A 23,054-nucleotide genomic window follows, 5' to 3' on the forward strand; every position below is an offset into this window, starting at 1 on the left:
ACGGACAGGCCCTTGCCGACTCGGTACCGAGGCGAGGGGACGCGGATCAGCTTGGCGGCGTTGCGCGACACCAGCTCCTCCCGCATGGCGTGTTGAAGCGCGTTGCGCAGCACGGCGTGCACGAACTGGATCTGTCGGGCGCTCGGATACCGCTGGCAGCACTGGCCGACCGAGCAACACCGACGGTCGGCACGACGGCTCTTGTCGAGGCCGGCCGTGCAGCAGAGGCACTTACGGCGGAACTCGTCCATGAACGCCTTGACGTGCTGAACCTGCAACCCGTCGAGGCGCTTGGTGCCGAGGGCCGGGATCAGGTGCAGTCGTACCGCGCTCTCGTACCCGCGACGGAAGGCGACTCGGACCTGGGAATGCTCGGGCGGGAGGCGGGTCCAGCTCTGGCCGTGGAGGAGAAACCTGCCGGACCGGAGGATCCGGGCTTGGCATCCTCCGGGAGTCACCGACTAGGCACTCATGGCTCCCATGATTCCCGCTGGTCCGACAAGGCGTGTCATCCAGGTCCTGATACCCATGTGCCACGCAGCTCCATCGTGACAATGGTTGAGGCCGGCGATTGGGCAGTGGAGCTTCCGCATCCCGTACTGCTGCACGTAGGCGAGCAACTTTGGATCCAAGGCTCGACGGTCTGCGTTTGTCACCGGGGCGAAGGCGTGACCGTCTACGAGGGGGACGGCTTCTGGCGCTGCCGGTAGGAACCGTCCCAGGCCTGGTAGCCGCCAAGTATCGAAGCAAACGCGGTCCGAGACCCCGTCGGATTCGTGTCGGCGAGTTACGAACCACGGCGCTGTGAGGTCCAGGGCTACTCCGCTCGCCGTCGGATGGCAAGCTCGTGTCTCGTGATCGATGATTTTGCTAAGGACTATCTGCACGGCCAGCTCAGGTCGATACGTCAGGCGCTGATCTGGAAGCTCGGTGGGGACGCCGTGAGAAATCCGGATCTCGTGGAGGTTCGCCCGTGAGGGCGGTCATCGTTGCGGCCGCGGTCGCGTTCATCATCTCCCTGTTCGGCACGCCGGTGGCGATTCGCGTCTTCACCGCGCTCAAGGCCGGCCAGCCGATCCGATCCATCGGGCTTGCCAGTAACCAGGGCAAGAAGGGCACGCCCACGATGGGCGGCGTCGTCTTCATCGTGGCGACCGTCTTCGCCTATGTCGCCGGGCACATTGCCCTGACCACCGTGCCCGATCGGCAGATTGCGCAGGAGGGGCCGACCATGACGGCCCTGGTGCTGCTCGGGCTGTTCGTCTTCTGCGGCGCGGTCGGCTTCTTCGATGACTTCCTCAAGGTGCGCCGGCGCAACTCCGATGGACTGTCCGCCAAAGGCAAGCTGCTCGGCCAGGCGATCGTCGGCGGCGGGTTCGGCATCGCCGCGCTCTATGTGCCGAGCACCAACGGCCAGACCGTGGCCAGCGAGCACATCTCGCTCATCCGCGACATCAGCTGGCTGGACGTCGGCAAGGTCGGCGCGGTCATGGTCATCGTCTTCGTGATCATGGCGATGTCGAACGGCGTGAACCTCACCGACGGCCTCGACGGCCTGGCCACCGGCGCGTCGATTCTGGTGCTCGGCGCGTACGCGATGATCGGCTTCTGGCAGTACCGGCACTGGTGCGCCGACGACGCGTACGCCCGCGTGAACGACTACTGCTACCAGGTCCGGGATCCCCTGGAGATCGCCATGATCGCGGCGGCTGCGGCCGGCGCCTGCGTGGGCTTCCTGTGGTGGAACGCGTCCCCGGCGCGGATCTTCATGGGTGACGTGGGCTCGCTCGGGCTCGGCGCCCTGATCGGCGGACTTGCGGTGGCAACCCGCACGACGCTGCTTTCGATCATGATCGGCGGGCTCTTCGTCATCATCACGACGACCTGGGTGATCCAGATCGTCTCGTTCCGGACCACCGGAAGACGTGTCTTCCGGATGGTGCCGTTGCACCACCACTTCGAGTTGGCCGGATGGAGCGAGGTCAATATTGTGGTCCGGTTTTGGATCGTGGCCGGTGTCTGCGTGGCGGTTGGCCTGGGCCTGTTCTACTCGGATTTCTTGGCGGCCGTTGGATAAAGCCACGCGACAAGCCTGTGTTGTGCCACCGACGGTGATCCGCCGGGCAGCCTGGTTCCCCACCGGGGTGCCAGCGTCTGGCAGCAGCATTGCCTAAGCCGGTCGCGGCCAGACCCCTCGGTCGCTGTGTCAGCAGGAAGTGAGCAAGAGGTCTGGCGTCATCTATCACGGGGCGACCTCCGGCGGCGGCTGGAGCGCACGCGACGACATCACGTGGTATCGGCTGTGAACTGGCGACAGGCGAGATCGACGTTCACACCGAAGCAGTCATCCCTGTTGCTGTCGACAGCAACGGTGACAGCAACAGGGCCGAACAGCGCGAGCCGAAGCCAGCCGGCGGCGGATCACTGCCCGACGTCAGAGACGTGCGCGGACGATGCCGGACGGAGCGCCCAGAACTTACAAGCGAGGGGTCGCAGGTTCGAACCTGCCGCGCCCACATACATGTGACTGCGGCTGACCTGAACCAGCCGGGACGAGGACAGCAACCGGGTCCACGAGAGCCGCCGTCGAGCTTGCCGCGGGCGTTGGCAGGAACATGGCGAGGACCAGCCCGCGCCTGGCGGCGGTCAGGTGGCGTTGTCCGACGTCACGGATGCCCCGGTCGCCGGTTGCTCGCAGTCCGCGCCGAAGGTGTGCGCCACGGACTGGCCCCAGTCCGTCGAGTCGGCCTGCACCTGGAAGTGCAGGTGCGGTGCGGTCGACCGGCCCGTGTTGCCTGAGAGCGCGATTGCCTGTCCCTGCGTCACCTGGTCGCCCACGTTCACGAGCACGCCGTTGGCCTGAATGTGGAAGTACCAGCTCGTGAATCCGCCGGCGTGGCGGAGCCGCACGGCGTTGCCCCAGTTCTGCAGGCTCCCGTTCGGGAATGGGGTGTTGGCCGGAGTGGTCGGCTGGTTGGGGTCGTAGGTCGTTGTCAGGTTCTCCTGGAGCCACTCGACGGTACCTTCGCGGGCGGCGCGGATCTCCGTGCCCATGGGCAGGTCGAAGTCGAAAGCCCAAGATTGGCTGCCATTGTGGGAGCCGGCGGGGTTGTTGTTTCCTTGTCCAACTCTGTAAGCGACCCCGCCCTTCCACGGGTACCGGTAGGCGCCAACCGGATCTTCGTCGAGGTCGAGGCACGCAATCCTGAGCCCCTGCTGGAAGTACGCGCCGTCCTCGGTCTTGAAGTCGACAACGTGTCGCCGCCAACTGCACCACTGGGTGCCGTCCCCCGGACGCCACACTGCGGCGAGCCGCCCATTATCGGTCGTCAGAGTGCCGAGGCGCAGCCCTTGGGCGAAGTAGGTCCGATCCCGGGCGGCGAAGTCGTCGCCCGTCATGCCCCAGTGGACCCATTGTGTGCCGTCGCCTGGGTGCCACACGGCGGCGAATTTTCCGTCCTTGATCAGGAGGGTGGTGATGCGGAGTCCTTGTGGGAAGTAGGTGGAGTCTTTGGCTTTGAAGTCGTCTTCCGTCATGCCCCAGTGCACCCACTGGGTGCCGTCGCCCGGACGCCAGACAGTTGCGAAGGCATCGGTCATAGTGTCCCCCTCTTCTGTGCCTCTTCCAGCGCCTTCTCGTACTCCTTCTTGGCTACCGTCAGTCTCGCCTGAAGTTCGAGCATGGCGTCTCGCCGCTGCTCGGCGGTCTCGCCGGGATTCACCTGACCCAGCAGAGCCTTTACCGGCGGCGTGTTCATGGCCGGGGTGTACGGGTTTTCAGGATTCAGGAGATGCTCGACGTGGTTGAGCGCCATCGAGATCGTCTGGACCCTTTCGAGAGCTTGCAGCAGCTTGTTCTGCGCCTCCTGCTCCTCGGGGCTGAGATTGACGTCGTCCGAATCCGAGTCCATGACCAATCACCCTTGCTGGTGCGGACTGATCGCAGGTCACGCGGTTGCGGTCGTCGTCTGAGCTTAAGAACTTTTCGTCGGGCCCACGTGACAAACGGCCGGTTGTCCGAGACGACCGACATGAAGCCACGGCGGCCGGGCCGGGCGAGTCCACGGACGGGCGGCGGGATCACAGGTGCGGAACCCGCCGCGCCCACACCGACCAGCACGTGCGGCGGGCCGCCGGATCACCGGCGGCCCGCCGCGTCTCAGGTCGTCGTACCGCTGAGCAGACCGGCGGTCAGCTCGCGCAGACGGCGTACGCCCGCACCTTCCAGTTGCTGCTGAAGCCGTCCTCGTCCTCCGCGGCGCTGACGGTCACGGTGGTCGAGGTCGTGGGCAGCATCTGGGTCAGGCGCACCTGGCCGTCGCCGCCGAGGATTTCGCCGCCCACTCCGTGCACCCGCGTGCCGGGCGGGCAGGTGGCCTCGACCGACCGGGTGGCGGCGGAGTTGTAGAGGCTGTCGTTGATGACGCGCTGCTCACCGGGCAGTGGGTCGGCGCAGATCGCGGTGGCGTCCAGCCACCACGTGCCGGCGAAGCCGGTGCCGTCCTCGGCACCCGCCACCACGACGCTGTTCTGGTGGATGCGCAGATCCTCCAGGACGACCTCGCTGTTCGACGCCCCGACGACCGCGCCACCGACCCCGATGGCGTGCTTGCCGGGCGGGCAGGACTTCTCGAACCAGTTCGATGTGCCGAAGCTGCTGGGCGCCGAACTGCCGGACACGGTCACCAGGCCCGCGGGCGCGGGGGCGCACACCGCGCTCGCCGTGACCGCCCAGTCGCCGCCGACCCCGTTCTCGTCCTCCCGGCCGGTGACCGAGTACGTGTTGCCGTCGACCAGCGGCCGCATGATGTCCATGCCGACCTGTCCGAGGCCCGCGCCGGTGATCGCGCCGCCACCACCGATGACCTTGGTGCCGGTCGGACACGTCGCGGGCTGCGACTTCGCGAAGGTGTTGCTGGGGCCGGTCGTCGTCTTGATGCTCAGGCCGGGCACCGCCGTCACCGGTCCGGTGAGGACCACCTGGCCGAGCACGAGCGCGCTCAGCGCCGCCCCACCCACGGCGGCCGTCCGTCGCGACCACCGGGTGCGGTTCGATCCCTCTCGCATGGTGTCTTTCCTTCCTGGGTTGTTCGTAGCGATGACACCGGTAGGAGCGCGGTGGGGTCGGGATGCCAACAGAAACCCCCGAAGAAAAAATTCCGCGGCTTTACTGGACGCGTCGAGGAGCAGCGAGGGACACGGATGGACACGGCGGCACAGGACGACACCGCACTCGTCGAGGCGGTGCGCCGCGGCGAGCGGGCCGGGCTGGAGGGCATGTACCGGCGGTACGCCGACCGGCTGTACACGTACGCCCGGACCATGCTGCGCGAGCCGGAGGCCGCCGCGGACGCCGTCCACGACGCCTTCCTCACCGCAAGCCAGCGCATCGGCCAGCTCCGGGAGCCCGACCGGCTGCGCCCCTGGTTGTACGCGATCGTGCGCAACGAATGCCTCCGGCAGCTCCGGGAGCGGGCCCGCTCCCTGCCGTTGGAGGAGGCCGGCGAGCCGGTGGCCGACGCCGCCGACCCGGCCACGGGCGTCAACGCCGAGCAGGTACGCGACCTGGTGCACAGCGCCGCCGCCGCGCTGAACCCGGGCGACCGCGAGGTGGTCCACCTGGCCATCCGCCACGACCTGTCGTCCGCCGACATCGGCGCGGCCCTCGGGGTGCCCGCGAACCACGCGCACGCCCGCCTGTCGCGCGCCCGTTCGCAGCTCGAACGGGCGCTGGGGGCGCTGCTGGTGGCCCGTACCGGGGCCCGGGACTGCCCCACCCTCGCCGGCCTGATCGACGGCTGGCAGGGTCGGCTCACGCCGACCCTGCGCAAGCGGGTCTCGCGGCACATCGAGAGCTGCGCGGTGTGCGGACTGGTCCGACGGGAACAGCTCAGCCCGTCCGCGCTGCTGTCGGCGTACACGGCGCCGGCCTTCCTGGTCGTCGCGGACACGGTGTGGCCGAGGCTGGCCGAGGTCTGCGCGACCGGTGCCCTGGCCGACCTGGCGGCCGACGAACCCTCCGGGTCGGGGGATACCGGGCCGGCGGACGGATCCGTCGACGGGCCCACGCCGACGACCGGCGGAGCGGTGGCCCAGGACGGTACGGCGGTGACCCCGGGCGGCGAGGCGGCGGCCCCGGGCGGTGGGGCCGCGGCCCCGGATGGTGCGGCGGTGGCCCCGGGCGGCGAGGCGGTGCCGCGCGGTGCGGTGGTGCCGGGCGGTGCGACGCACCGTGCGGTGACGCCACGATCCGGCCGGTCTCGTACCACTCGGCCCGTCGCCGGTGCGGACCACGTGGTGCGGACGACCGCGCCGGGCCGCGACCGGCGCCGTCGGCGGATGGCCGCGACCGCGGCTCTACTGATCCTTCTCGCCGTCCTCGGCACCTGGGCACTGACAACCGGTCGCCCGACCGCCGGCCGGGACGGCTCCGGCCGACCGGTGTCCGAGGCGCTCGCGTCACCGGCCGGTGGCCCGGCGGAGCCCGCCGTCGCGCCGCTGCCGTCCGGCACGGCCACGCCAGCCGGCACCCGAGCCGACACGCCGGTGCCGGCCGGCGCCGCCGCCTCGACGGCCGGGACCGTGGCCGGGCCGGCGGGCGGTGACGGGGCCGCCCGGACCGATGCGCCCGCCGCGCCCGACGTCGTGCCGGGTGGCACCGCACCGGCCACCTCCAGGCCACCGACCGTGCCCCGGCCGACCAGCACACCGCAGGTCGCCGCGCCGTTCACGGTCTCCGCCACCGCGCGGGTGCGGTGTGGCGCGGACACGTACAGCCTCGTGGTGCAGGCCACCGGCAGCGCCGCGCTCAGCGGTGCCGAGGTTCGCTGGACACCCACCGGGGGCAGGACGTCGGTCCGGGCCATGACGGCGGACGGCTCGTCGGCGCGGGCGACCGTCGGACGGCTGCGGGCACCGACGCTGACCTGGTCGGTACGGGCGACCACGGTGGACGGCCGCACGGCGCAGAGCGCGACCTACACGGTCAGCGACCCGTGCGTGCGGCCGGGATAGCCGGGACGGCGGCTGCGCGGGGCAGCCCGGAAGCGGGGATTGGCATACGTTGCCGGGGTGGTGACCCTGAGGCTCGAGCCGATGACCGACAGGCAGTACCTCCGCTACCGGGAGCGGGCGGAGGAGAGCTACGCGCAGAACATCTGCGATTCCGGGGCGATGCCGCTGCCGGAGGCGCGCCGAAAGGCGCAGGAGGACTACGGGCAACTGCTGCCCGACGGCCTGGCGACGGAGGGCCATCACCTGTGGACGGCCTACGACGGCGACGACGAGGTCGGCATGCTGTGGCTCCACGTCGAACAGAAGTCGGACGGGCCGCACGCCTTCGGCTACGACTTCGAGGTGCGGGCGGACCTGCGGCGGAAGGGCTACGGCCGCGCCATGATCCAGGCGGTCGAGAAGTTGTGCCGGGAGCGGGGAGTCGTCTCCATCGGCCTGAGCGTCTTCGGCTTCAACCTTCCCGCCCGGACGTTGTACGAACAGATGGGCTTCGAGGTGACGGCTCTCCAGATGCGCAAGCGGCTGTAGCCGGGGAGGACGGCACGCCGGTGCCAGCCGGCGGCCTCCGGCACGTGTCGCCGTGACCCCCAGCCCGGCCGGTTCAGATCCCGCGACGCGCGGCCCACTCGTCGGCGAGCATCGCGAAGACGAGTTCGCTGCTCCACCCGCCCTTGAAGAACTCGTTCTCGACCAGGCGGGCCTCCTGCCGCATCCCCAGCCGGCGCGCCAGCCGCGCCGACGGGTCGTTGCGCTCGTCGACCCGCGCGACGACGCGGTGCAGGCCGAGGTCCTCGAAGCCGAGGCGGAGCAGGGCCCGCGCCGCCTCGGTGGCGTACCCGTGGCCGCCGAAGGCGGGATTCACCGCATAGCCGAGTTCGCCGCTCGCGTGCAGGCGGCTGTGCCAGAACAGCACCACGTCGCCCACCAGCTCGCCGGTGCCGGCGACCTCGACGCCGAGCGTCAGCGACTGTCCCTCGTCGGTGAGTTCCCGGCGCGCCCACACCGACGAGATCCGGTCGACGACGACCTGGCGGGTCATCGGCTCGAAGGGCACGTAGCGGCACACGTCCGGTCGGCTGCGGTAGGCGAGCAGCGCGTCGACGTCACCGCCGGTCAGCGGCCGCAGCAGCAGCCGCTCGGTGCGGACCGGGTACTGCGGACGTAGGGCGACCTGGGTGGGAACCGACATCGCGTCATCGTGCCACCCCTCGCCCCCGTACGCCGTCCGCGGTGCCCGGGCGCACAGCCTCCTCGGCCGCGCCACCGCCGGACGGCCGGCGGATGTCGTACCGACGAGGTTGGATGAGGAAATGAGCTACGCGGAGGTCAACGGGCTGCGCCTGTGGTGGGAGGAGCACGGCGAGGGCCCGCCGTTGCTGCTGTTGCACGGCGGCTTCGGGGCAGCGGAGATGTTCTCGGCGATCCTGCCGGCCCTGGCCGGGCGTCGCCGGGTGATCGCGGTCGACCTCCAGGGGCACGGGCGCACCGCCGACGTCGACCGTCCGCTGCGTTTCGAGTCGATGGCCGACGACGTCGCGGCGCTGATCACCCGGCTCGGCCTGGCCGAGGCCGACCTGCTGGGTTATTCGCTCGGCGGCGGCGTGGCGCTGCGTACCGCGATCCAGTATCCGGCGCTGGTGCGCCGGCTGGTCGTCGTCTCCGCGCCGTGCCGGCGGCAGGGCTGGTATCCGGAGGTGCTGGCGGGCATGCCCGAGCCCGACGAGGAGGCGGGCGAGCGGATGCGTGGCACCCCGCCGCACCAGCTCTACACGCGGATCGCGCCCCGGCCGGAGGACTGGCCCACGCTCTGGGCGAAGACGGGCGAGCTGCTGCGGCGCGACTACGACTGGTCGGCCGAGGTGGCCGCCCTCGTCGTGCCCACCCTGCTCGTCTTCGCCGACGCCGACTCGGTCAGCACCGCGCACATGGTGGAGTTCTTCGGGCTGCTCGGCGGTGGACACCGGGACGCCGGCTGGGACGGCGTCGACCGGCCGGCCTCCCGGCTGGCCGTGCTGCCCGGGCTCACCCACTACGACATCGCGGCCTCGCCGGCGCTGCCGGCCGCGGTCCTGCCGTTCCTGACCCATCCCGTGGCGACGCCCGGCTGACGCCGGCACCGGTCGGGCTGGACGCGGACCGGGGCCGGGCGCGGCGGGACCGGTAGCACCGCCGCGCCCGGCGCCGGGTCAGCTGGTGAAGCCGCCGTCCACGTTGACCACCGCCCCGGTGACGTAGCCGGCCTCCGGGCCGGCCAGGTGCGCGACGGTCGCGGCGATGTCGGCCGGCGCGGCGTAGCGGCCGAGGGCGGTGAAGCCCGCGATCGCGGCGGCGTTCGGCCCGTCCGCGGGGTTGGCGTCGGTGTCCGTCGGCCCCGGATTCACCAGGTTGGCCGTGATCCCGCGCGGCCCGAGTTCCCGGGCGAGTCCCCGGGTCAGGCCGACCAGCGCGGTCTTGCTCATCGAGTAGAGCGACAGGCCGGGGAAGACGGCCCGCTCCCCGACGTTGCTGCCGATGTTGATGATCCGGCCGCCCTCGGTGAGGTGGCGCGCGGCGGCCTGCGCGGCGAGGAAGGGGGCCCGGACGTTGACCGCGAGCGTCCGCTCCACCTCGTCGTCGCCCAGCTCCGTCAGCGGGCCGACCAGGAAGACCCCGGCGTTGTTGACCAGGATGTCCAGCCGGCCCAGCTCCGTGGCCGTCCGGTCGACCGCGTCGCGGACGGCGGCCGGGTCGGCGCTGTCGGCCCGGACCGCCAGCGCCCGTCGGCCGAGCGCCTCGACCTGCTTGACCACCACCGTCGCGCGGTCGGTGGAGTGCTCGTACGTGATCGCCACGTCGGCCCCGTCCTGCGCCAGGCGCAGGGCGACGGCGGCGCCGATGCCCCGGGCGCCGCCGGTGACCAGGGCGACCCTTCCGCTCAGTGTCGTCATGCCAATCATCGTCGACTGGGCGGCCGATCCCGGTCTGGCGGCGATCGGACGCCTCGTTCCGGGGCCGACGCGGGGTGTTCCCGCGTCGGCCCCGGCGGCGCGGTTACCCGACTTCCGTGGGGCGGGCGTAGTGGAGGATGACGACCCCGCTGTCGAACGGGCGGGTGCCCACCAGGTCGAACCGGCGCGGGTCGAATCCGCGGTCGGCGAGCGGGATGCCGCTGCCGATCACGTACGGGTTGAGCTTGATGATCAGCTCGTCGACCTCGGGCAGGAGCTGGCCGGCGAGCTGGCCGCCGCCGCAGAGCCAGATGTCGCGGCCGGGCCGGCGCTTCAGCTCGCGGACGAACTCGACCGGGTCGGTGGAGACGATCTCCACCTCCGGCTCGGCGGCCGGGGGCAGGGTGCGGGAGAAGACGTACTGCTTGAGGTGGGCGTACGGGCTGGTGACGCCGATCTTGAGGGCCGGGTCGTAGGTGGCCCGGCCCATCACCAGGGCGTCGAAGCGGCCCGCCGGCTCGTCGATGCCGAACTGCGGGTGGGTGAACGTGGGGAGCGTCTGCGACCAGTTCGCCGCAAGGTGCGCGGCCACGTCGGCGTCCAGACGGAGGAAGTCGGGCGACCCGTCGGGGGCGGCGATGAAGCCGTCGAGGGTGCTGGCGACGTAGTACACGAGTTTGCGCAAACCGGTTCCCCAATCACTACTGATGTAGTGGATGACTGTACTACAGCCGTAGTGGATCCTGCTAGGTTTCTTCTCATGGCGCGGAACGTGGAGCGGCGGGCGGCCCTGGCGGACGCGGGGCTGCGGGTGCTGGCGGCAACGGGGGCGCGGGGGCTCACCCACCGGGCCGTCGACGCCGAGGCGGGCGTGCCGACGGGCACCACCTCCAACTACTTCCGCTCGCGCGACGCCCTGCTCGGCGCGCTCGGCGAGCGGATCATGGAGCGGTTCGCCCCGGACGAGGGGGTCCTGGCCGAGTTGGGCGCCCGCGAGCCGTCGCTGGAGCTGTTCGTCGACTACCTGCGGTACATCGTGGAGCGGACCACCCGGCAGCCCGACCTCACCCGGGCACTGATCGAGCTGCGGCTGGAGGCGGTCCGCCGGCCCGACCTGGCCCGGGTCCTCGGCGACACGCTGCGCCGGGGCTACCGCGACGACGTCGCGTTCCACGTCGCGTCCGGGTTGCCGGGCGGCGCGTTCGAGGTCGCCCTGCTGCACTACGCCATGGACGGGCTGCTGCTCGATCTGCTCAGCACGTCCATCGACGCCGGTTTCGACCCCGACGAGGTGATCGTGGCATTCGTGTCCCGACTGGTGGGCGGCGCGACCGACCGGTGACCCACGGAACGTGACCACACCCGGACACCGGGGGCCGGACACGACGGGACGCGCCGCCCCGCCCGGGTCGGCCGCCCAGGAGTGTTCCCCGGCGCAGCGGGAACCCCCCCCGGACGCACCTGGGGAGGAGCGACCGATGACGCGTGGCGGCGGACTGACGATCGGCGTGCTCGGCTCGTACGGGGGCCGCAACCTCGGCGACGAGGCGATCCTGACCGGCCTCCTGGCCGACCTGCGGGAGCAGGAGCCGGACGGGCGGATCATCGTCTTCTCCCGTAACCCCGAGCACACCCGGATCGCCCACCCCGACGTCGAGGCGGTGCCGTGGGAGGGGATCAGCCGCACCGACTCCGCGCTGGTCCTGGGCGAGCTCGACGTGCTGATCCTCGGCGGCGGCGGCATCCTCTACGACCGGGAGGCCCGCCGCTACCTGCGGGTGGTCCGGGTCGCCCAGGAGCGCGGGCTGCCGTTGCTGACGTACGCGGTGGGGGTCGGGCCGCTCAGCGAGAGCATCGACACCGGGATGGTGCGGGAGACCCTGGCCAGCGCCGCCCAGGTGACCGTGCGGGACCAGGAGTCGCGGATGGTGCTGGAGGAGGCGGGGCTGCTCAACCCGATTACGGTCACCGCGGACCCGGCGTTCCTGCTCGAACCCGAGGACTTCCCGGCGGAGCTGCTCCGCGAGGAGGGCGTGCCGGCCGGGAAGCGGCTGGTCGGGATGAGCGTACGGGAGCCGGGCCGGGCCGCCGAGCGGCTCGACGTCGACGGCTACCACCGCCTGCTGGCCCAGATCGGCGACTTCCTTGTGCACCGGATCGACGCGTACGTGCTCTTCGTCCCGATGGAGCGCGACGACATCCGGCACTCGCACGGCGTGTTGTCGCACATGACCGCCGCCGAGCGGGGCCGGATCCTGCACGGCAGCTATCAGCCCGAGCAGGTGCTCGGGCTGATGCGTCACTTCGACCTGGCCGTCGGCATGCGGCTGCACTTCCTGATCTTCGCCGCGATGGTCGGCACGCCGTTCCTGCCGCTGCCGTACGCCGGCAAGGTCTTCGACCTGGCCCAGCGGCTCGGTGTGCCGGCGCTGCGGGGCGTGGAGCGGGAGGTGGAGGGCCCGCTGCTGGCCGAGGTCGACCGGCTCTGGGACGAGCGGGAGGAGCGGGCCGCGGCCACCGCCCGGCGGGTGGCCGGCGTGTGCGACGAGGCCCGGGGGACCTCGCAGGTCACCCGTGCGGTGCTGGAGAGCCTCCGCGCCCGCACCCTGAGCGGGGTGGCCTGAGGGGCGACGCCCACCGGCCCCGCCCGCTGCCGAACCCGGGCCCCGGCCCGGCTCAGACCGCCGGCCCGCGCCAGCAGTAGCGCCACCGGTCGGCACCGGCATCCACGGACTCCAGCTCGTAGATCTCCGCCTCGGCCAGCCCTTCCGGGCCGAGGTGGTGGTGGGTCAGCGGCGGGCGGCCGTTCGTGTCCAGCTCGACGGTGACCGTCTCGCCGTCGGCCGGGCCACCCGCCAGCGGGATTTCTGCCGTTGATGCCATGCGCCCATCCTGCCCCGCCCGGCCCGACCCCGCAGCGGATAGCGCGGGCCGCCGGACGGCACGGCGAGGGGCAGCGCGCGGGCCGCCGGACGATTAGGGTCCGCGGATGGCGGAGATTCGGATCGACCCCACGCTCGGCCCGGTGCTGGCCCGTACGGGCGACGAGCGGGCCGTGCTCGAAGCGTTCCTCGACTTCCACCGTGGTGTGCTGCTGCGCAAGCTGCGCGGGCTGTCCGACGCCGACGCGGCCCGGCGGCTGGTGCCCTCGGCCACCACCGTCGCCGGCCTCGTCAAGCACCTGACCCTGGTGGAGCGGAACTGGTTCCCGTGCCTGCTCGCCCCCGGCCCGGGCGACGTCTACCTCACCTCGGAGGAGGACGCGTCGGCAAGCTTCGCGCTGACGGCGGAGGACACCGTCGAGCGGCTCGCCGAGGCGTACGAGCGGGCCTGCGCCCGGTCCCGGGAGGTCGCCGGGCGGTTCGACCTCGACCACGTCGTCCCGCACCCGCAGCTCGGCGAGGTCTCGCTGCGCTGGATCCTGGTGCACATGGTCGAGGAGACCGCCCGGCACGCCGGGCACGCCGACATCCTCCGCGAGCTGACCGACGGCGCCACCGGCGCCGTCTGACGGCCACCCGGGAGGCGGTGCCGCCCGCACCCTGACGTCAGGGGCGCGGCAGCAGGCCGGCCGGGTACTCCATGCCGTCGTGGGTGCAGGCCGCCGCCGCGACCCGGGCCCCGTACGCCGCCGCGGCGGCCGGTGGCGCGCCGCGCAGCCGGGCGGCGATCACGCCCGCCGCGAACGCGTCCCCGGCGCCGTTGGTGTCGACGACCGGGGCGGGCGGCTCGGCGGCGGGCACCCGGGTCGGCCCGTCGCCGCCGGCGTGCAGGTCGGCGCCGTCCGCCCCGTGGGTCACCAGCACCGTGCGGGGCGCCAGCGCGGCGGCCAGCGCGTCGGAGCCCGCGCCCAGCCGGACCCCGCTGACGAAGACCACGTCGGCCGCCTCGGCGAAGGGGCGGTGGTAGGCGTTCTCGCCGTCCCAGTCGTGCAGGTCGGTGGAGAGGACGGCCCCGTCGGCGAGCCCGGCGCGCAGGGCGGGCAGCAGGGGAGGGACCCAGTCCATGATCGACAGATGCACGTGCGCCGACTCGCGGACCAGCGCCACCAGCTCGGCCGCCGCGAACGGCGCCGGCCCCCGCCACGGACGCGGGTCGTAGAGCGACATCCGCCGCCCCGCCGGGTCCACCATGTTCACCGACCGCCGGGTGCCGGCCGGGGCGTCGCCGAGCACGGCGTGCACACCGGCGCGGGCCAGCGCCGCCCGGACCACGTCCCCGGCCGGGTCCGCGCCGAGGACGTCGACCACCGCCACCCGGAGCCCGAGCGCGTGCGCGGCGAGCGCCAGCCCGGAACCGGTGTTGCCGATTCGCAGCTCGATGGGTTCGACGGTGACGGAGTCCGCGGCGGGCAGCGGGATCGCGGGCACCCGCACCCGCACGTCCACGCCGAGGCCGCCGATCACGAGGAGGTCGAACATTCGCCGACCCTAGCCGGAGCGGGTCGGCACGGCGCTGCCGGCCGACCCGCTCCGGAGGTCACCTTCCCCGTTGTCGAGCCAGCGCGATCTGGCCGCCGGCCGAGGGCCGCGGGGGCAGGGGTGAGGGGCGGCGCTGAAAGTCGTTTGGAAACAGCGGAGACCGACCGACCGGACGATCTGGGCCCGTCCGGCGCCTCCGGTCACACCGGGCACGGTGTGCGCGCCGGGGTCGCGGCCGGCCCGATATCCTCGCCGAGTCGTCACGAGGAGGGGGACGCGTGCTGGTCGTCCACGGGGTCTGGCGGTGGGGCGTCGGGCTCGCTGTCTGGGCCGAGGACAGCACCCTGCCGGCCCGTGCGCCGCGCCGCCCCGGCCGCGCGCCCCGGGAGCGGCCGCACCCGTTCGCGGCCGGCCACCCGACGCTGGCCACCGCGCTGGCCGAGGCGGCCGATCCGGCCGACCTCGGCACGGCGCTGCTCACCCTCCCCACCCGGGCGGGCTCGCCGCTGGACTCGCCGGAGCTGGTCCGTACCGCCGTCGCGGAGCCGGTCCGTGGGCCGGTCACCCTCGCCGGGTGGCGCGTTCCCGTCCTCCGGTACGCCCCGGACGCCGCCCTGGCCCTCCTGCGCGGGCTCGACAGGCTGGCCGTCGTGCCCGGCGCGACCCTGCGCCACCTCGCCGAGCTGGCCGACTTCGCGGTCGAGCTGGCGGCCCGGGGCCGGGTCCTGCCCGGCCTCGCCGCCCCGGCGCTGGCGGGATCCACCGACGGCGCCCCCGCGTCGACCCTGTCCACCGGCGGCACCCTTGCGCCGACCGGGCGGCCCGAGGGCGCGGGCAGGTCGGGGAAACCCGGCCACGACGGCACGCGCCGTCGCGCGTCGCAGGTCGACGACTGGTCCACCGTGGACGGGCAGCGGGTGCGGGTCGCCGCCCGGGCGGTGTGGCGGCCCCTGCTGACCGGCACGGACGCCGCCTGGGCGCGGGCGTTGGCGCTGGCCCTGCCGCCGGCCGCGCGCGCCACCGCCAACGCGCCGGCCCGCCCGGGCGCCACCGCCAACGCGCCGGCCCGCCCGGGCGCCACCGCCAACGCGCCGGCCCGCCCGGGCGCCGCCGCCAACGCGCCGGGCCGCCCGCGCGCCACCGTCGACGACGGGCCGGGCATCGACGACGGGCCGGGTGCGCTGGTCGCCGACGCGCTCGACGCGCTCACGGACGCCGCGGTCCGGGCGGCTCTCGCGGAGACCACGCTGGCCCGGGGCGTACGCCCGAACGGCGCCGTGCCGGCCTGGCTGGCCGCCCTCTCCGGACCGGTCCGGGACTTCGCCGCCGAGCCGGCCGCGCTGGACACCCTCCGTGCCGAGCTGGCCGCCTGGCAGCGCGACGCGGCCGGCGGCGCGGTGCGGGCGAGCTTCCGCCTGGTCGAGCCGCCCGCCGACGAGATCGCCGAGCCGGTCGTCGTGGTGCCGGCCGACCCGGCGGCGCCGGTCGCGACGAGCGGGACGTGGCGGGTCGAGTTCGGGCTCCAGGCGGCCGACGAGCCGAGCCTGCACGTGGACGCCGGGCAGGTCTGGCGGGCGCCGGAGACCGTCGCCGGGCTGGCCGGCCGGCGGGACGACCCGCAGGAGACCCTGCTCGCCGAGCTGGGCCGGGCCAGCCGGCTCTGGCCCGAGCTGGACACCGCCCTGCGCACCGCGACGCCGGAGGCGCTGGAGCTGGACGTCGAGGGCGCGCACCGGTTCCTCCGCGAGGGCGCGCCGGTGCTGCACGCCGCCGGCTTCGCCGTGCTGCTGCCGTCCTGGTGGCGGCGCCCGTCGTCGCGGCTGGGCGCCCGGTTGCAGGCCCGCAGCCGGACCGCCCCCGGCGCCGTCGCCGCAGGCGGCGGGGTCGGGCTGGACGCCCTGGTCGACTACCGCTGGGAGGTGGCCCTCGGCGACGAGCCGCTGACGGCCGAGGAGCTGGCGTCGCTGGCCGCGCTGAAGACCCCGCTGGTGCGGCTGCGCGGGCGGTGGGTGGAGCTGGACCCGAAGCGCCTCGCGGCCGGCCTGCGGCTGCTCCGTTCCTCCGGCGCGCTGACCGTCGCCGACCTGCTCCGCCTGGGCCTGGCCGACGGCGGTCAGCCCGACGCTCTGCCGGTGCTGGAGGTGAGCGCGGACGGTGCGCTCGGCGACCTGCTGGCCGGGGCGGTGGAGCGGCGCCTCACCCCGCTCGATCCGCCGCCCGGGTTCCACGGCACGCTGCGGCCGTACCAGCGGCGGGGGCTCGCCTGGCTGGCGTTCCTGCAGTCGCTCGGGCTCGGCGGGGTGCTCGCCGACGACATGGGGCTCGGCAAGACGGTGCAACTGCTCGCCCTGCTCGCGCAGGACCCGCCGGAGGCCGGCCCGACGCTGCTGGTCTGCCCGATGTCGCTGGTGGGCAACTGGCAGCGGGAGGCGTCCCGGTTCACGCCGGGGCTGCGCGTACACGTGCACCACGGCGCGGAACGGGCGCGGGGGGCGGCGTTCGCGACGGCCGTGCACGAGGCGGACCTGGTCGTCACCACCTACTCGGTGGCGGCCCGGGACGCGGTCGACCTGGCCGGCGTCGACTGGCACCGGGTGGTGGTCGACGAGGCCCAGGCGATCAAGAACGCCGCCACCCGGCAGGCCGAGGCGGTCCGCGCGCTGCCCGCCCGGCACCGGATCGCGGTGACCGGCACGCCCGTGGAGAACCGGCTGGCCGACCTCTGGTCGATCATGCAGTTCGCCAACCCGGGCCTGCTGGGCCCGGCGGCGACCTTCAAGAAGGCGTACGCGGAGCCGATCGAGCGGCACGGCGACGCCGAGGCGGCCGAGCGGTTGCGCCGGATCACCGGCCCGTTCGTGCTGCGCCGGCTCAAGACCGACTCCTCGATCATCTCCGACCTGCCGGAGAAGCTGGAGATGGAGGTGCTCTGCAACCTCACCGCCGAGCAGGCGTCGCTCTACCGGGCGGTGGTCGACGACATGCTGGCCCGGATCGAGTCCAGCGACGGCATCGAGCGGCGCGGTCTGGTGCTGGCCACCATGACCCGACTCAAGCAGGTCTGCAACCACCCGGCCCAACTGCTGCGCGACGGCTCGGCGCTGGACGGCCGCTCCGGCAAGCTGGCCCGGCTGGAGGAGATCCTGGACGAGGTCCTGGCGGCGGGGGAGCGCGCCCTGCTGTTCACCCAGTACGCCGAGTTCGGCGGCATGCTGCGCGGCCACCTGTCGGCCCGGTTCGGCCGGGAGGTGCTCTTCCTGCACGGCGGCGTCGGCAAGGCCGACCGGGACGCGATGGTCACCCGGTTCCAGTCCCCGGACGGGCCGGCGATCTTCGTGCTGTCGCTCAAGGCCGGCGGCACCGGGCTCACCCTCACCGAGGCCAACCACGTGGTGCACGTCGACCGGTGGTGGAACCCGGCCGTCGAGGACCAGGCCACCGACCGGGCCTTCCGGATCGGCCAGCGGCGCCGGGTGCAGGTCCGCAAGTTCGTCTGCGCCGGCACGGTGGAGGAGAAGGTGGCGGCGCTGATCGCCGACAAGCGGAGCCTGGCCGCCTCCGTCGTCGGCACCGGCGAGCAGTGGGTCACCGAGCTGTCCACCGCGCAACTGCGCGAGCTGTTCACCCTGGAGGCCGGGGCGGTGGTGGAGTGAGCGGGCAGCCCGAACGCGACGGCGGGGCGACCGGCCGGTTCGCCGACTACGGCCGGCCGCGCCGGGTCGACGGCGGGCTGAAGGCGCGCAGCACCCGGGGCGCGATCGGGCGGTCCTGGTGGTCGCGGCGCTTCCTGGAGGTGCTGGAGTCGTTCGCCCTCGGCACCCGGCTGACCCGCGGCCGGGCGTACGCGCGGGCCGGCCAGGTCGTCCGCCTGGACGTCGCCCCGGGCACCGTCAGCGCTTTGGTGCAGGGCTCCCGCGCGCAGCCGTACGAGGTGAGCATCGCGCTGACCCCGTTCCCGCCGGAGCTGTGGTCCCGCGTCGAGGCGGACCTGGCCGCCCAGGCGTTCTTCAGCGCCCGGCTGCTCGCCGGCGACCTGCCCCCGGAGCTGGAGGAGCTGTTCACGGCGGCCGGCGCCCCGCTCTTCCCGGCCGGGGTGGCGGAGCTGCGCCAGCGGTGCAGCTGCCCCGACTTCGCCGTGCCGTGCAAGCACCTCGCGGCCACCTTCTACCTGCTGGCCGAGGCGTTCGACGCCGACCCGTTCCAGCTACTGCACTGGCGGGGCCGGGGCCGGGCCGCGCTGCTCGACCGGCTGCGCGCCCTGCGGGCCGGGACCGCCGCCGGCGCCGACCCGCCGGCCGGCCCGTCCACCGTGCCGCCGGGCGGCGACGCCGTGACCGGTCCGTCCGCCATGGAGCGCCGGGATGCCGGCGCCGGGCCGTCCACACCGGAGTCCCGCGATGCCGGCGGCGGGCCGTCCGCCGTGCGGCGCCACGACGCCGGCGACGGGCCGTCCATTGTGGACCTGCGCGGCTCCGGCGACCGGCGGGACGCCGTGGAGTCCCCGCCGGTCGGGGCCGCGCGGGCGCTCGCCGGCCTGCCGCCGGCGCCGCTGGCCGAGTCGGTCGACCGGTTCTGGCTGCCGCCCGTCCCGCTGCCCGACCGGCCGCCCAGCCTGGCGACCGGGCCCGACCTGCTGCTGCGGCAGCTCGGCGCGCCGGCCCCCGCCATCGGCGGGCCCGGCCTGGTCGAACGGCTGCGGCGGGCGTATCGGCTGCTCGGCCGGTGAGCCTTCCCCTCCGGCGGATCGCCGGCCGGTGTCACCCGGCGCGGTGCCGGCGGCACGGCATGGCCGCGCCGGCCGGCGGATCGCCGGCCCGCCGGGACCGTCGTCGCCCGTCACAGCCAGCGGCACGGCATGGCCGCGCCGGCCGGCGGATCGCCGGCCCGCCGGGACCGTCGTCGCCCGGTCACAGCCAGCGGCGGCGGAACCGCCACATGAGTGCGGCGTTGGCCACCAGCACCACCGCGCAGATGGCCCCCGCCAGCCGGCCGGCCAGCACGGTCATCGCCGGGAGCGAGGCCCACAGCACGATGGTCAGAAGCATCAGCCACCGGCTCCGGCGGGCCCGGGCCCGGTGGTCGAGCCGGGCGAAGAACGCCGGGTCACTCTCCCGGAGGTGACGGGTGATCTGCTCGAACCTGCGCTGATCCTCTTTGCTGAGCATGTGCCTTCCCCTCACGCGTTCAGCGGTTCGGCGGCATACCCGCTGCGGCGGCGGCTCACGCTCTCGTCCTGGTGCTTACTTTGCCGCCCGCCGGGGCGGCGGCGTGCCGGGCCCGTGGAACGGGCGCTCCAGGGCAGGCTTATCCGCACCTTGAATTTGCCTGTGTCACTGAATGCGGCGTCAGGCGTCGGCTGGCCCAGAATCGTTACGTGCGGTCCGTGGCGGGCCGCGTACGCCCTGCTCGGGAGGTCCGTGCCGGGGCGGGCGGAAAGCCGCCCCCGCCGCGCCGCGCTGAGGGCCGTCTTACGTGCCCTCGTGAGCGCTCTCCGCGCTTGCTTGATGGCCCCCGGGGCCTTGGTTACCGTCCCGTAAACCCCCTCAGGCACGAGTCGCCGCACCTGCACCCCTTGCCCGATCGCAGTCGTCGCGGCGCGTGGAGAACGGATTGGTGCATGGCCGACCAGAATGTGCCACCACGCCGACCGTGGGACGACCGCGGCCGGGACGGACGCCAGCACCCCGCCTACGACGGACACCGCGACAGCTACCCTGCGCCGTACCGCTACGACGCCCCCGCCCAGCACCCCGGTGGACACCCGGTCGACCCGCGCCGGCCGTACGCCCACGCCGGCCACCCGGCCGCGTGCTGCCCGCAGTGGGTCGGCCCGGGCGGCTTCGCCCACCAGGCCGCCGCGCCGTCGACCGGCGCCGGACCGCCCAACCTGGACGATGACGACGAGCCGGGCCGCGGGGTCGGCCGGCGCAGGGCCCTCGTGGCCCTCGGCGGCACCGCCGCCGTGGTCGCGGGCGGCGCGGCCCTGGCGATGACCCCGCAGGTCCGCAGCCTCTTCGGCGACGACGTGGCGGCCGGCGACGCCACCGGCACCACGGTGACCGACGGCACCCCCGCCCGTCCGGGCGGGCAGCAGCCGAGCACGGTGCGCCGGGGCGGGCCGGGGCACGGCCGGGTGGGGCGGGGATGCGAGCGGCGTGGGTTGGGTTGGGTTAGCGGAAGGGGCGGTGGGTGGTGGCCGGGCGGGAGCCGAGGGGGCGTGGACGGCCCGGGCGGGAGCCGGCGGGGCGGGTGGCCGCCCAGCGGTGGCGCGGCCGGTGGTGGCGGGGCGGCGGCTCGGCCCCGCCCGGCTGACGCGCGGCGTCGTCGGTGGACATGTAACCCCCCGCTCCCGGCGCGGACGCGCCGTCGCCGTGCTCAACGAGCACCGGCCCTCCGGCGTCGCGTCCGACCCGCTGGGTGGGAACCGGCGCTCCGGCGTCGCGTCCGACCCGCTGGGTGGGAACCGGCGCTCCGGCGTCGCGTCCGACCCTTTCGGCGGGAACGGGTGCTCCGTGCAGCTGTCGAGGGAAGGCGGTCACATGCCTCGGCGGGGCAGCGGCAGGTGCCCGGGGAGGAGGTCGGAGGTGAGCGTGACGCCGGTGGCCCGCAGGGCGTCGATCAGGGCGTTCTGCACCAGGTAGGAGTCCGGCAACTGCCAGCGGGCCTGCTCGGGCGCGACCGCCCAGCGGACGGTGCCCTCGGGCAGCCGGGTCGGCGGGGCCGGGATCCACGAGCCGGGACCGTGCCGGACCACGTGGAAGCAGTGGTCCAACTCGGGGCGGAGCGGATCGCCGGGGCGGACCAGGAACATCCAGCGGCCGGTCGGGGTCACCAGCACCGGCCCGCGTACGCCGACGCCGGCCGGGTGGGTCTGCACCGCGTCCAGGACGTGGCGACCGAGGTGCGTGGGGACCTCCAGCACGTCGAACGCCCGCCCGGTGGGCAGCAGCACGCCGTGCGGCCGGGTGCGCCACCAGGTTGCCACCCGGGCCGGGTCGGCGCTCGCCGCGTGCTCCCAGTTCTCCAGCGCCGGGTGGCAGCCGACCGTGGGACAACCGGCGCGTCCGCAGACGAAGCGGCTGCGGGCGAGGCAGGCGCCGGGGGTGACGTCCCAGCCGTGCGCCGCGTAGCGCACGGCCACCCGACGCAGCCGTACGCGCTCCAAGGGCGACAGTTGCACGACGCGCGGCCCGACGTTCCCCCACATGTGCCATCTCCCTTCGCCGGACCCGGTCGGCGTCCAGGTCGCATGTCGAGCACCGTCACTGCCGTAACCCGTGATCGTTGAGCTGACGAACGGCTCATGCAACTTGCACGAAAAATACGAGAACTGGCTGTACGGCTGACGTACACGCTGTGCGACCAGCGGAAACCTGAGGCGTACCGCGCGCCCGCAACCGCGATGGGTCGACCCGGCCGCAGGCCGGGGCCAGACAGGGGAGGGATGGGCAGATGGACGAGTTACCCATAGGGCGGCGGGTGGCCTACTGGCGGGGGCGGCGCAAGATGTCCCAGCAGGTCTTCGCGGACCGGCTGGGCAAGTCGAAGAGCTGGGTGGACAAGGTCGAGCGCGGGGTGCGCCGGCTGGACAAGTTCTCCGTCCTCTACGAGATCGCCGACATCCTCCAGGTCGACGTGCAACTGCTGCTCGGCAAGGATCCGGAGCGGCGTACGGACGCGTTGAACTGCATCGACCAGATCGAGGTGCAGGAGATCCGGGCGGCCCTGGAGCGGTACGACTCGATGAGTGCGTACTTCGACGCCGCGCCGTACCCGCCCCCGCTGGACGACATGCGCAAGGCCGTCAACCACGCCTGGCTGACCTACCAGTACGGCCGCTACGGGATGCTCACCCGGGCGCTGCCGAAGCTGCTGCGCGACGCCCAGGCCGCCGACGCCGGCTACGGCGGCGACGAGGGCCGGGAGGCGGCCCACCTGCTCGGTCAGGTCTACCAGATCGCCTCGTCGGTGCTGCGCAAGCTGGGCGAGTGCGACCTGGCCTGGCTGGCTGCCGACCGCTCGATGGCGGTCGCCCAGCGCGCCGACGACCCGCTGCTGGCCGGCATCGCCACCACCCGGGTCTGCAACGCGCTGGTGGCGATGGGCCGGCCCCGCCCCGCCCTCGAACTCAACGTCGCCATCGCCAACCGGCTCGCCCCCGGCGGCGGCAACGAGGCGTCCCCGGACCGCCTCTCGGTCTACGGGATGCTGCTGCTCCAGGGCGCGATGGCCGCCGCCCGGATCGGCGACTCCGCCACGGTCGGCGATCTGATCAACGGCGCGCAGGAGGCGGCCACCCTGCTGGGCGGCGACCACAACCACTACTGGACTTCGTTCGGGCCGACGAACGTGGAACTGCACCGGGCAGCCGCCGCGGTCGAGATGGGCGACGGGGGCCGCGCGGTGGAGGTCCACCACCGGATCCAGGAGCTGGCGTTCAACGCGCTGCTGCCCGAGCGCCGGGCCCACCACCTGCTCGACATCGCCCGGGGCTTCGCCCAGGTCGGCGACGTGTCCAACGCCGGCGAGATGCTGCTGCGCGGCGACCGCCTCGCCCCGTCGGACATCCGCTGCCGGCCGATCGCCCACGAGGTGATGTCGGACGTCCTGCGTCGCACACGTGGTGCGCCGCCTTCTCCGATTGCGGAGTTGGCTGAGCACATGGGAGTAGGGGTATGAGCGCGGAGCCGGC

The 23,054-nt window shown here is 73.8% G+C and carries 20 protein-coding genes and 2 pseudogenes; 11 read left to right on the plus strand and 11 right to left on the minus strand.

What is annotated here, in order from left to right; genetic code table 11:
* Nucleotides 1–973 precede the first annotated feature (973 nt).
* Complete coding sequence (gene mraY, locus ACGF5C_RS10685) at nucleotides 974–2,077, plus strand: phospho-N-acetylmuramoyl-pentapeptide-transferase (RefSeq protein ID WP_393299464.1); 1,104 nt, start codon at nucleotides 974–976, stop codon at nucleotides 2,075–2,077.
* A gap of 569 nt (nucleotides 2,078–2,646) precedes the next feature.
* On the opposite strand, the gene ACGF5C_RS10690 is transcribed toward mraY, so the two are convergent.
* From ACGF5C_RS10690 to ACGF5C_RS10700, 3 genes are all read right to left on the minus strand, one after another.
* A complete protein-coding gene (locus ACGF5C_RS10690) occupies nucleotides 2,647–3,600 on the minus strand; it encodes a peptidoglycan DD-metalloendopeptidase family protein (RefSeq protein WP_393299467.1) in 954 nt (317 codons plus the stop codon).
* Complete coding sequence (locus tag ACGF5C_RS10695) at nucleotides 3,597–3,911, minus strand: hypothetical protein (RefSeq protein WP_393299470.1); 315 nt, start codon at nucleotides 3,909–3,911, stop codon at nucleotides 3,597–3,599. The genes ACGF5C_RS10690 and ACGF5C_RS10695 overlap by 4 nt, the downstream gene beginning before the upstream one ends.
* Before the next feature lie 280 nt (nucleotides 3,912–4,191).
* Nucleotides 4,192–5,067, minus strand: a complete 876-nt coding sequence (locus ACGF5C_RS10700; RefSeq protein ID WP_393299473.1) for a hypothetical protein — start codon at nucleotides 5,065–5,067, stop codon at nucleotides 4,192–4,194.
* A gap of 135 nt (nucleotides 5,068–5,202) precedes the next feature.
* On the opposite strand from ACGF5C_RS10700, the gene ACGF5C_RS10705 reads away from it, so the two are divergent.
* Nucleotides 5,203–7,014 carry a sigma-70 family RNA polymerase sigma factor gene (locus ACGF5C_RS10705; RefSeq protein ID WP_393299476.1) on the plus strand — a complete coding sequence of 604 codons (1,812 nt, stop codon included), beginning with the start codon at nucleotides 5,203–5,205 and terminating at the stop codon, nucleotides 7,012–7,014.
* 81 nt (nucleotides 7,015–7,095) lie between these two features.
* A complete protein-coding gene (locus ACGF5C_RS10710; RefSeq protein WP_393299479.1) occupies nucleotides 7,096–7,542 on the plus strand; it encodes a GNAT family N-acetyltransferase in 447 nt (148 codons plus the stop codon).
* A gap of 73 nt (nucleotides 7,543–7,615) precedes the next feature.
* On the opposite strand, the gene ACGF5C_RS10715 is transcribed toward ACGF5C_RS10710, so the two are convergent.
* Nucleotides 7,616–8,203: a GNAT family N-acetyltransferase gene (locus ACGF5C_RS10715; RefSeq protein ID WP_393299482.1), complete on the minus strand. Its 588-nt coding sequence runs from the start codon at nucleotides 8,201–8,203 to the stop codon at nucleotides 7,616–7,618.
* A gap of 121 nt (nucleotides 8,204–8,324) precedes the next feature.
* On the opposite strand from ACGF5C_RS10715, the gene ACGF5C_RS10720 reads away from it, so the two are divergent.
* Complete coding sequence (locus ACGF5C_RS10720) at nucleotides 8,325–9,122, plus strand: alpha/beta fold hydrolase (protein ID WP_393299485.1); 798 nt, start codon at nucleotides 8,325–8,327, stop codon at nucleotides 9,120–9,122.
* A gap of 78 nt (nucleotides 9,123–9,200) precedes the next feature.
* Here the strand turns inward: ACGF5C_RS10720 and ACGF5C_RS10725 are convergent, their stop codons facing one another.
* A complete protein-coding gene (locus ACGF5C_RS10725; protein WP_393299487.1) occupies nucleotides 9,201–9,941 on the minus strand; it encodes an SDR family NAD(P)-dependent oxidoreductase in 741 nt (246 codons plus the stop codon).
* Nucleotides 9,942–10,044: 103 nt separating this feature from the next.
* Nucleotides 10,045–10,626, minus strand: a complete 582-nt coding sequence (locus ACGF5C_RS10730; protein WP_393299489.1) for a dihydrofolate reductase family protein — start codon at nucleotides 10,624–10,626, stop codon at nucleotides 10,045–10,047.
* A 75-nt stretch (nucleotides 10,627–10,701) separates the two neighbouring features.
* Here ACGF5C_RS10730 and ACGF5C_RS10735 point away from each other — a divergent pair, with 75 nt between their 5' ends.
* Nucleotides 10,702–11,283, plus strand: coding sequence for a TetR/AcrR family transcriptional regulator (locus ACGF5C_RS10735; protein WP_393299492.1), 582 nt, complete (start codon nucleotides 10,702–10,704; stop codon nucleotides 11,281–11,283).
* A gap of 136 nt (nucleotides 11,284–11,419) precedes the next feature.
* A complete protein-coding gene (locus ACGF5C_RS10740) occupies nucleotides 11,420–12,565 on the plus strand; it encodes a polysaccharide pyruvyl transferase family protein (RefSeq protein ID WP_393299495.1) in 1,146 nt (381 codons plus the stop codon).
* A 52-nt stretch (nucleotides 12,566–12,617) separates the two neighbouring features.
* Here the strand turns inward: ACGF5C_RS10740 and ACGF5C_RS10745 are convergent, their stop codons facing one another.
* Nucleotides 12,618–12,824 (minus strand): hypothetical protein, encoded by a 207-nt coding sequence (locus ACGF5C_RS10745; protein WP_393263104.1) that lies wholly within the window; start codon nucleotides 12,822–12,824, stop codon nucleotides 12,618–12,620.
* Nucleotides 12,825–12,930: 106 nt separating this feature from the next.
* On the opposite strand from ACGF5C_RS10745, the gene ACGF5C_RS10750 reads away from it, so the two are divergent.
* Nucleotides 12,931–13,452 carry a DinB family protein gene (locus ACGF5C_RS10750; protein ID WP_393299498.1) on the plus strand — a complete coding sequence of 174 codons (522 nt, stop codon included), beginning with the start codon at nucleotides 12,931–12,933 and terminating at the stop codon, nucleotides 13,450–13,452.
* 37 nt (nucleotides 13,453–13,489) lie between these two features.
* Here ACGF5C_RS10750 and ACGF5C_RS10755 read toward each other — a convergent pair whose 3' ends face one another.
* On the minus strand, nucleotides 13,490–14,362 hold the full coding sequence (locus ACGF5C_RS10755) for a carbohydrate kinase family protein (RefSeq protein WP_393299500.1): 873 nt from the start codon (nucleotides 14,360–14,362) through the stop codon (nucleotides 13,490–13,492).
* 278 nt (nucleotides 14,363–14,640) lie between these two features.
* Here ACGF5C_RS10755 and ACGF5C_RS10760 point away from each other — a divergent pair.
* The 3 genes and pseudogenes from ACGF5C_RS10760 to ACGF5C_RS10770 form a co-directional block, all read left to right on the plus strand.
* A pseudogene (locus ACGF5C_RS10760) lies at nucleotides 14,641–15,100 on the plus strand (ATP-dependent helicase); the annotation flags it as partial.
* Nucleotides 15,101–15,291: 191 nt separating this feature from the next.
* Nucleotides 15,292–18,015: pseudogene (locus ACGF5C_RS10765) on the plus strand (SNF2-related protein); the annotation flags it as partial.
* Entirely contained in the window at nucleotides 18,012–19,088 is a 1,077-nt protein-coding gene (locus ACGF5C_RS10770) for an SWIM zinc finger family protein (protein ID WP_393299503.1), read from the plus strand. The pseudogene ACGF5C_RS10765 and the gene ACGF5C_RS10770, both read left to right, overlap by 4 nt.
* A gap of 181 nt (nucleotides 19,089–19,269) precedes the next feature.
* On the opposite strand, the gene ACGF5C_RS10775 is transcribed toward ACGF5C_RS10770, so the two are convergent.
* The 3 genes from ACGF5C_RS10775 to ACGF5C_RS10785 form a co-directional block, all read right to left on the minus strand.
* A complete protein-coding gene (locus ACGF5C_RS10775; protein ID WP_111132775.1) occupies nucleotides 19,270–19,527 on the minus strand; it encodes a DUF3040 domain-containing protein in 258 nt (85 codons plus the stop codon).
* 1,005 nt (nucleotides 19,528–20,532) lie between these two features.
* On the minus strand, nucleotides 20,533–20,748 hold the full coding sequence (locus ACGF5C_RS10780) for a hypothetical protein (RefSeq protein WP_393299505.1): 216 nt from the start codon (nucleotides 20,746–20,748) through the stop codon (nucleotides 20,533–20,535).
* A 149-nt stretch (nucleotides 20,749–20,897) separates the two neighbouring features.
* Nucleotides 20,898–21,569 (minus strand): bifunctional DNA primase/polymerase, encoded by a 672-nt coding sequence (locus tag ACGF5C_RS10785; RefSeq protein WP_350707799.1) that lies wholly within the window; start codon nucleotides 21,567–21,569, stop codon nucleotides 20,898–20,900.
* A gap of 245 nt (nucleotides 21,570–21,814) precedes the next feature.
* On the opposite strand from ACGF5C_RS10785, the gene ACGF5C_RS10790 reads away from it, so the two are divergent.
* Complete coding sequence (locus ACGF5C_RS10790) at nucleotides 21,815–23,041, plus strand: helix-turn-helix domain-containing protein (RefSeq protein WP_393299508.1); 1,227 nt, start codon at nucleotides 21,815–21,817, stop codon at nucleotides 23,039–23,041.
* Nucleotides 23,042–23,054 lie beyond the last annotated feature (13 nt).

It is taken from the genome of Micromonospora sp. NPDC047620 (genome assembly GCF_043205005.1).
Taxonomy (GTDB): domain Bacteria; phylum Actinomycetota; class Actinomycetes; order Mycobacteriales; family Micromonosporaceae; genus Micromonospora.

Excerpts from the sequence above, each read along its gene's own strand:
- ACGF5C_RS10690 (WP_393299467.1), bottom strand. The coding sequence starts at position 3,600 with ATGACCGATGCCTTCGCAACTGTCTGGCGTCCGGGCGACGGCACCCAG.
- ACGF5C_RS10695 (WP_393299470.1), bottom strand. The coding sequence starts at position 3,911 with ATGGACTCGGATTCGGACGACGTCAATCTCAGCCCCGAGGAGCAGGAG.
- ACGF5C_RS10700 (WP_393299473.1), bottom strand. The coding sequence starts at position 5,067 with ATGCGAGAGGGATCGAACCGCACCCGGTGGTCGCGACGGACGGCCGCC.
- ACGF5C_RS10705 (WP_393299476.1), top strand. The coding sequence starts at position 5,203 with ATGGACACGGCGGCACAGGACGACACCGCACTCGTCGAGGCGGTGCGC.
- ACGF5C_RS10710 (WP_393299479.1), top strand. The coding sequence starts at position 7,096 with ATGACCGACAGGCAGTACCTCCGCTACCGGGAGCGGGCGGAGGAGAGC.
- ACGF5C_RS10715 (WP_393299482.1), bottom strand. The coding sequence starts at position 8,203 with ATGTCGGTTCCCACCCAGGTCGCCCTACGTCCGCAGTACCCGGTCCGC.
- ACGF5C_RS10720 (WP_393299485.1), top strand. The coding sequence starts at position 8,325 with ATGAGCTACGCGGAGGTCAACGGGCTGCGCCTGTGGTGGGAGGAGCAC.
- ACGF5C_RS10725 (WP_393299487.1), bottom strand. The coding sequence starts at position 9,941 with ATGACGACACTGAGCGGAAGGGTCGCCCTGGTCACCGGCGGCGCCCGG.
- ACGF5C_RS10735 (WP_393299492.1), top strand. The coding sequence starts at position 10,702 with ATGGCGCGGAACGTGGAGCGGCGGGCGGCCCTGGCGGACGCGGGGCTG.
- ACGF5C_RS10740 (WP_393299495.1), top strand. The coding sequence starts at position 11,420 with ATGACGCGTGGCGGCGGACTGACGATCGGCGTGCTCGGCTCGTACGGG.
- ACGF5C_RS10745 (WP_393263104.1), bottom strand. The coding sequence starts at position 12,824 with ATGGCATCAACGGCAGAAATCCCGCTGGCGGGTGGCCCGGCCGACGGC.
- ACGF5C_RS10750 (WP_393299498.1), top strand. The coding sequence starts at position 12,931 with ATGGCGGAGATTCGGATCGACCCCACGCTCGGCCCGGTGCTGGCCCGT.
- ACGF5C_RS10755 (WP_393299500.1), bottom strand. The coding sequence starts at position 14,362 with ATGTTCGACCTCCTCGTGATCGGCGGCCTCGGCGTGGACGTGCGGGTG.
- ACGF5C_RS10775 (WP_111132775.1), bottom strand. The coding sequence starts at position 19,527 with ATGCTCAGCAAAGAGGATCAGCGCAGGTTCGAGCAGATCACCCGTCAC.
- ACGF5C_RS10785 (WP_350707799.1), bottom strand. The coding sequence starts at position 21,569 with ATGTGGGGGAACGTCGGGCCGCGCGTCGTGCAACTGTCGCCCTTGGAG.
- ACGF5C_RS10790 (WP_393299508.1), top strand. The coding sequence starts at position 21,815 with ATGGACGAGTTACCCATAGGGCGGCGGGTGGCCTACTGGCGGGGGCGG.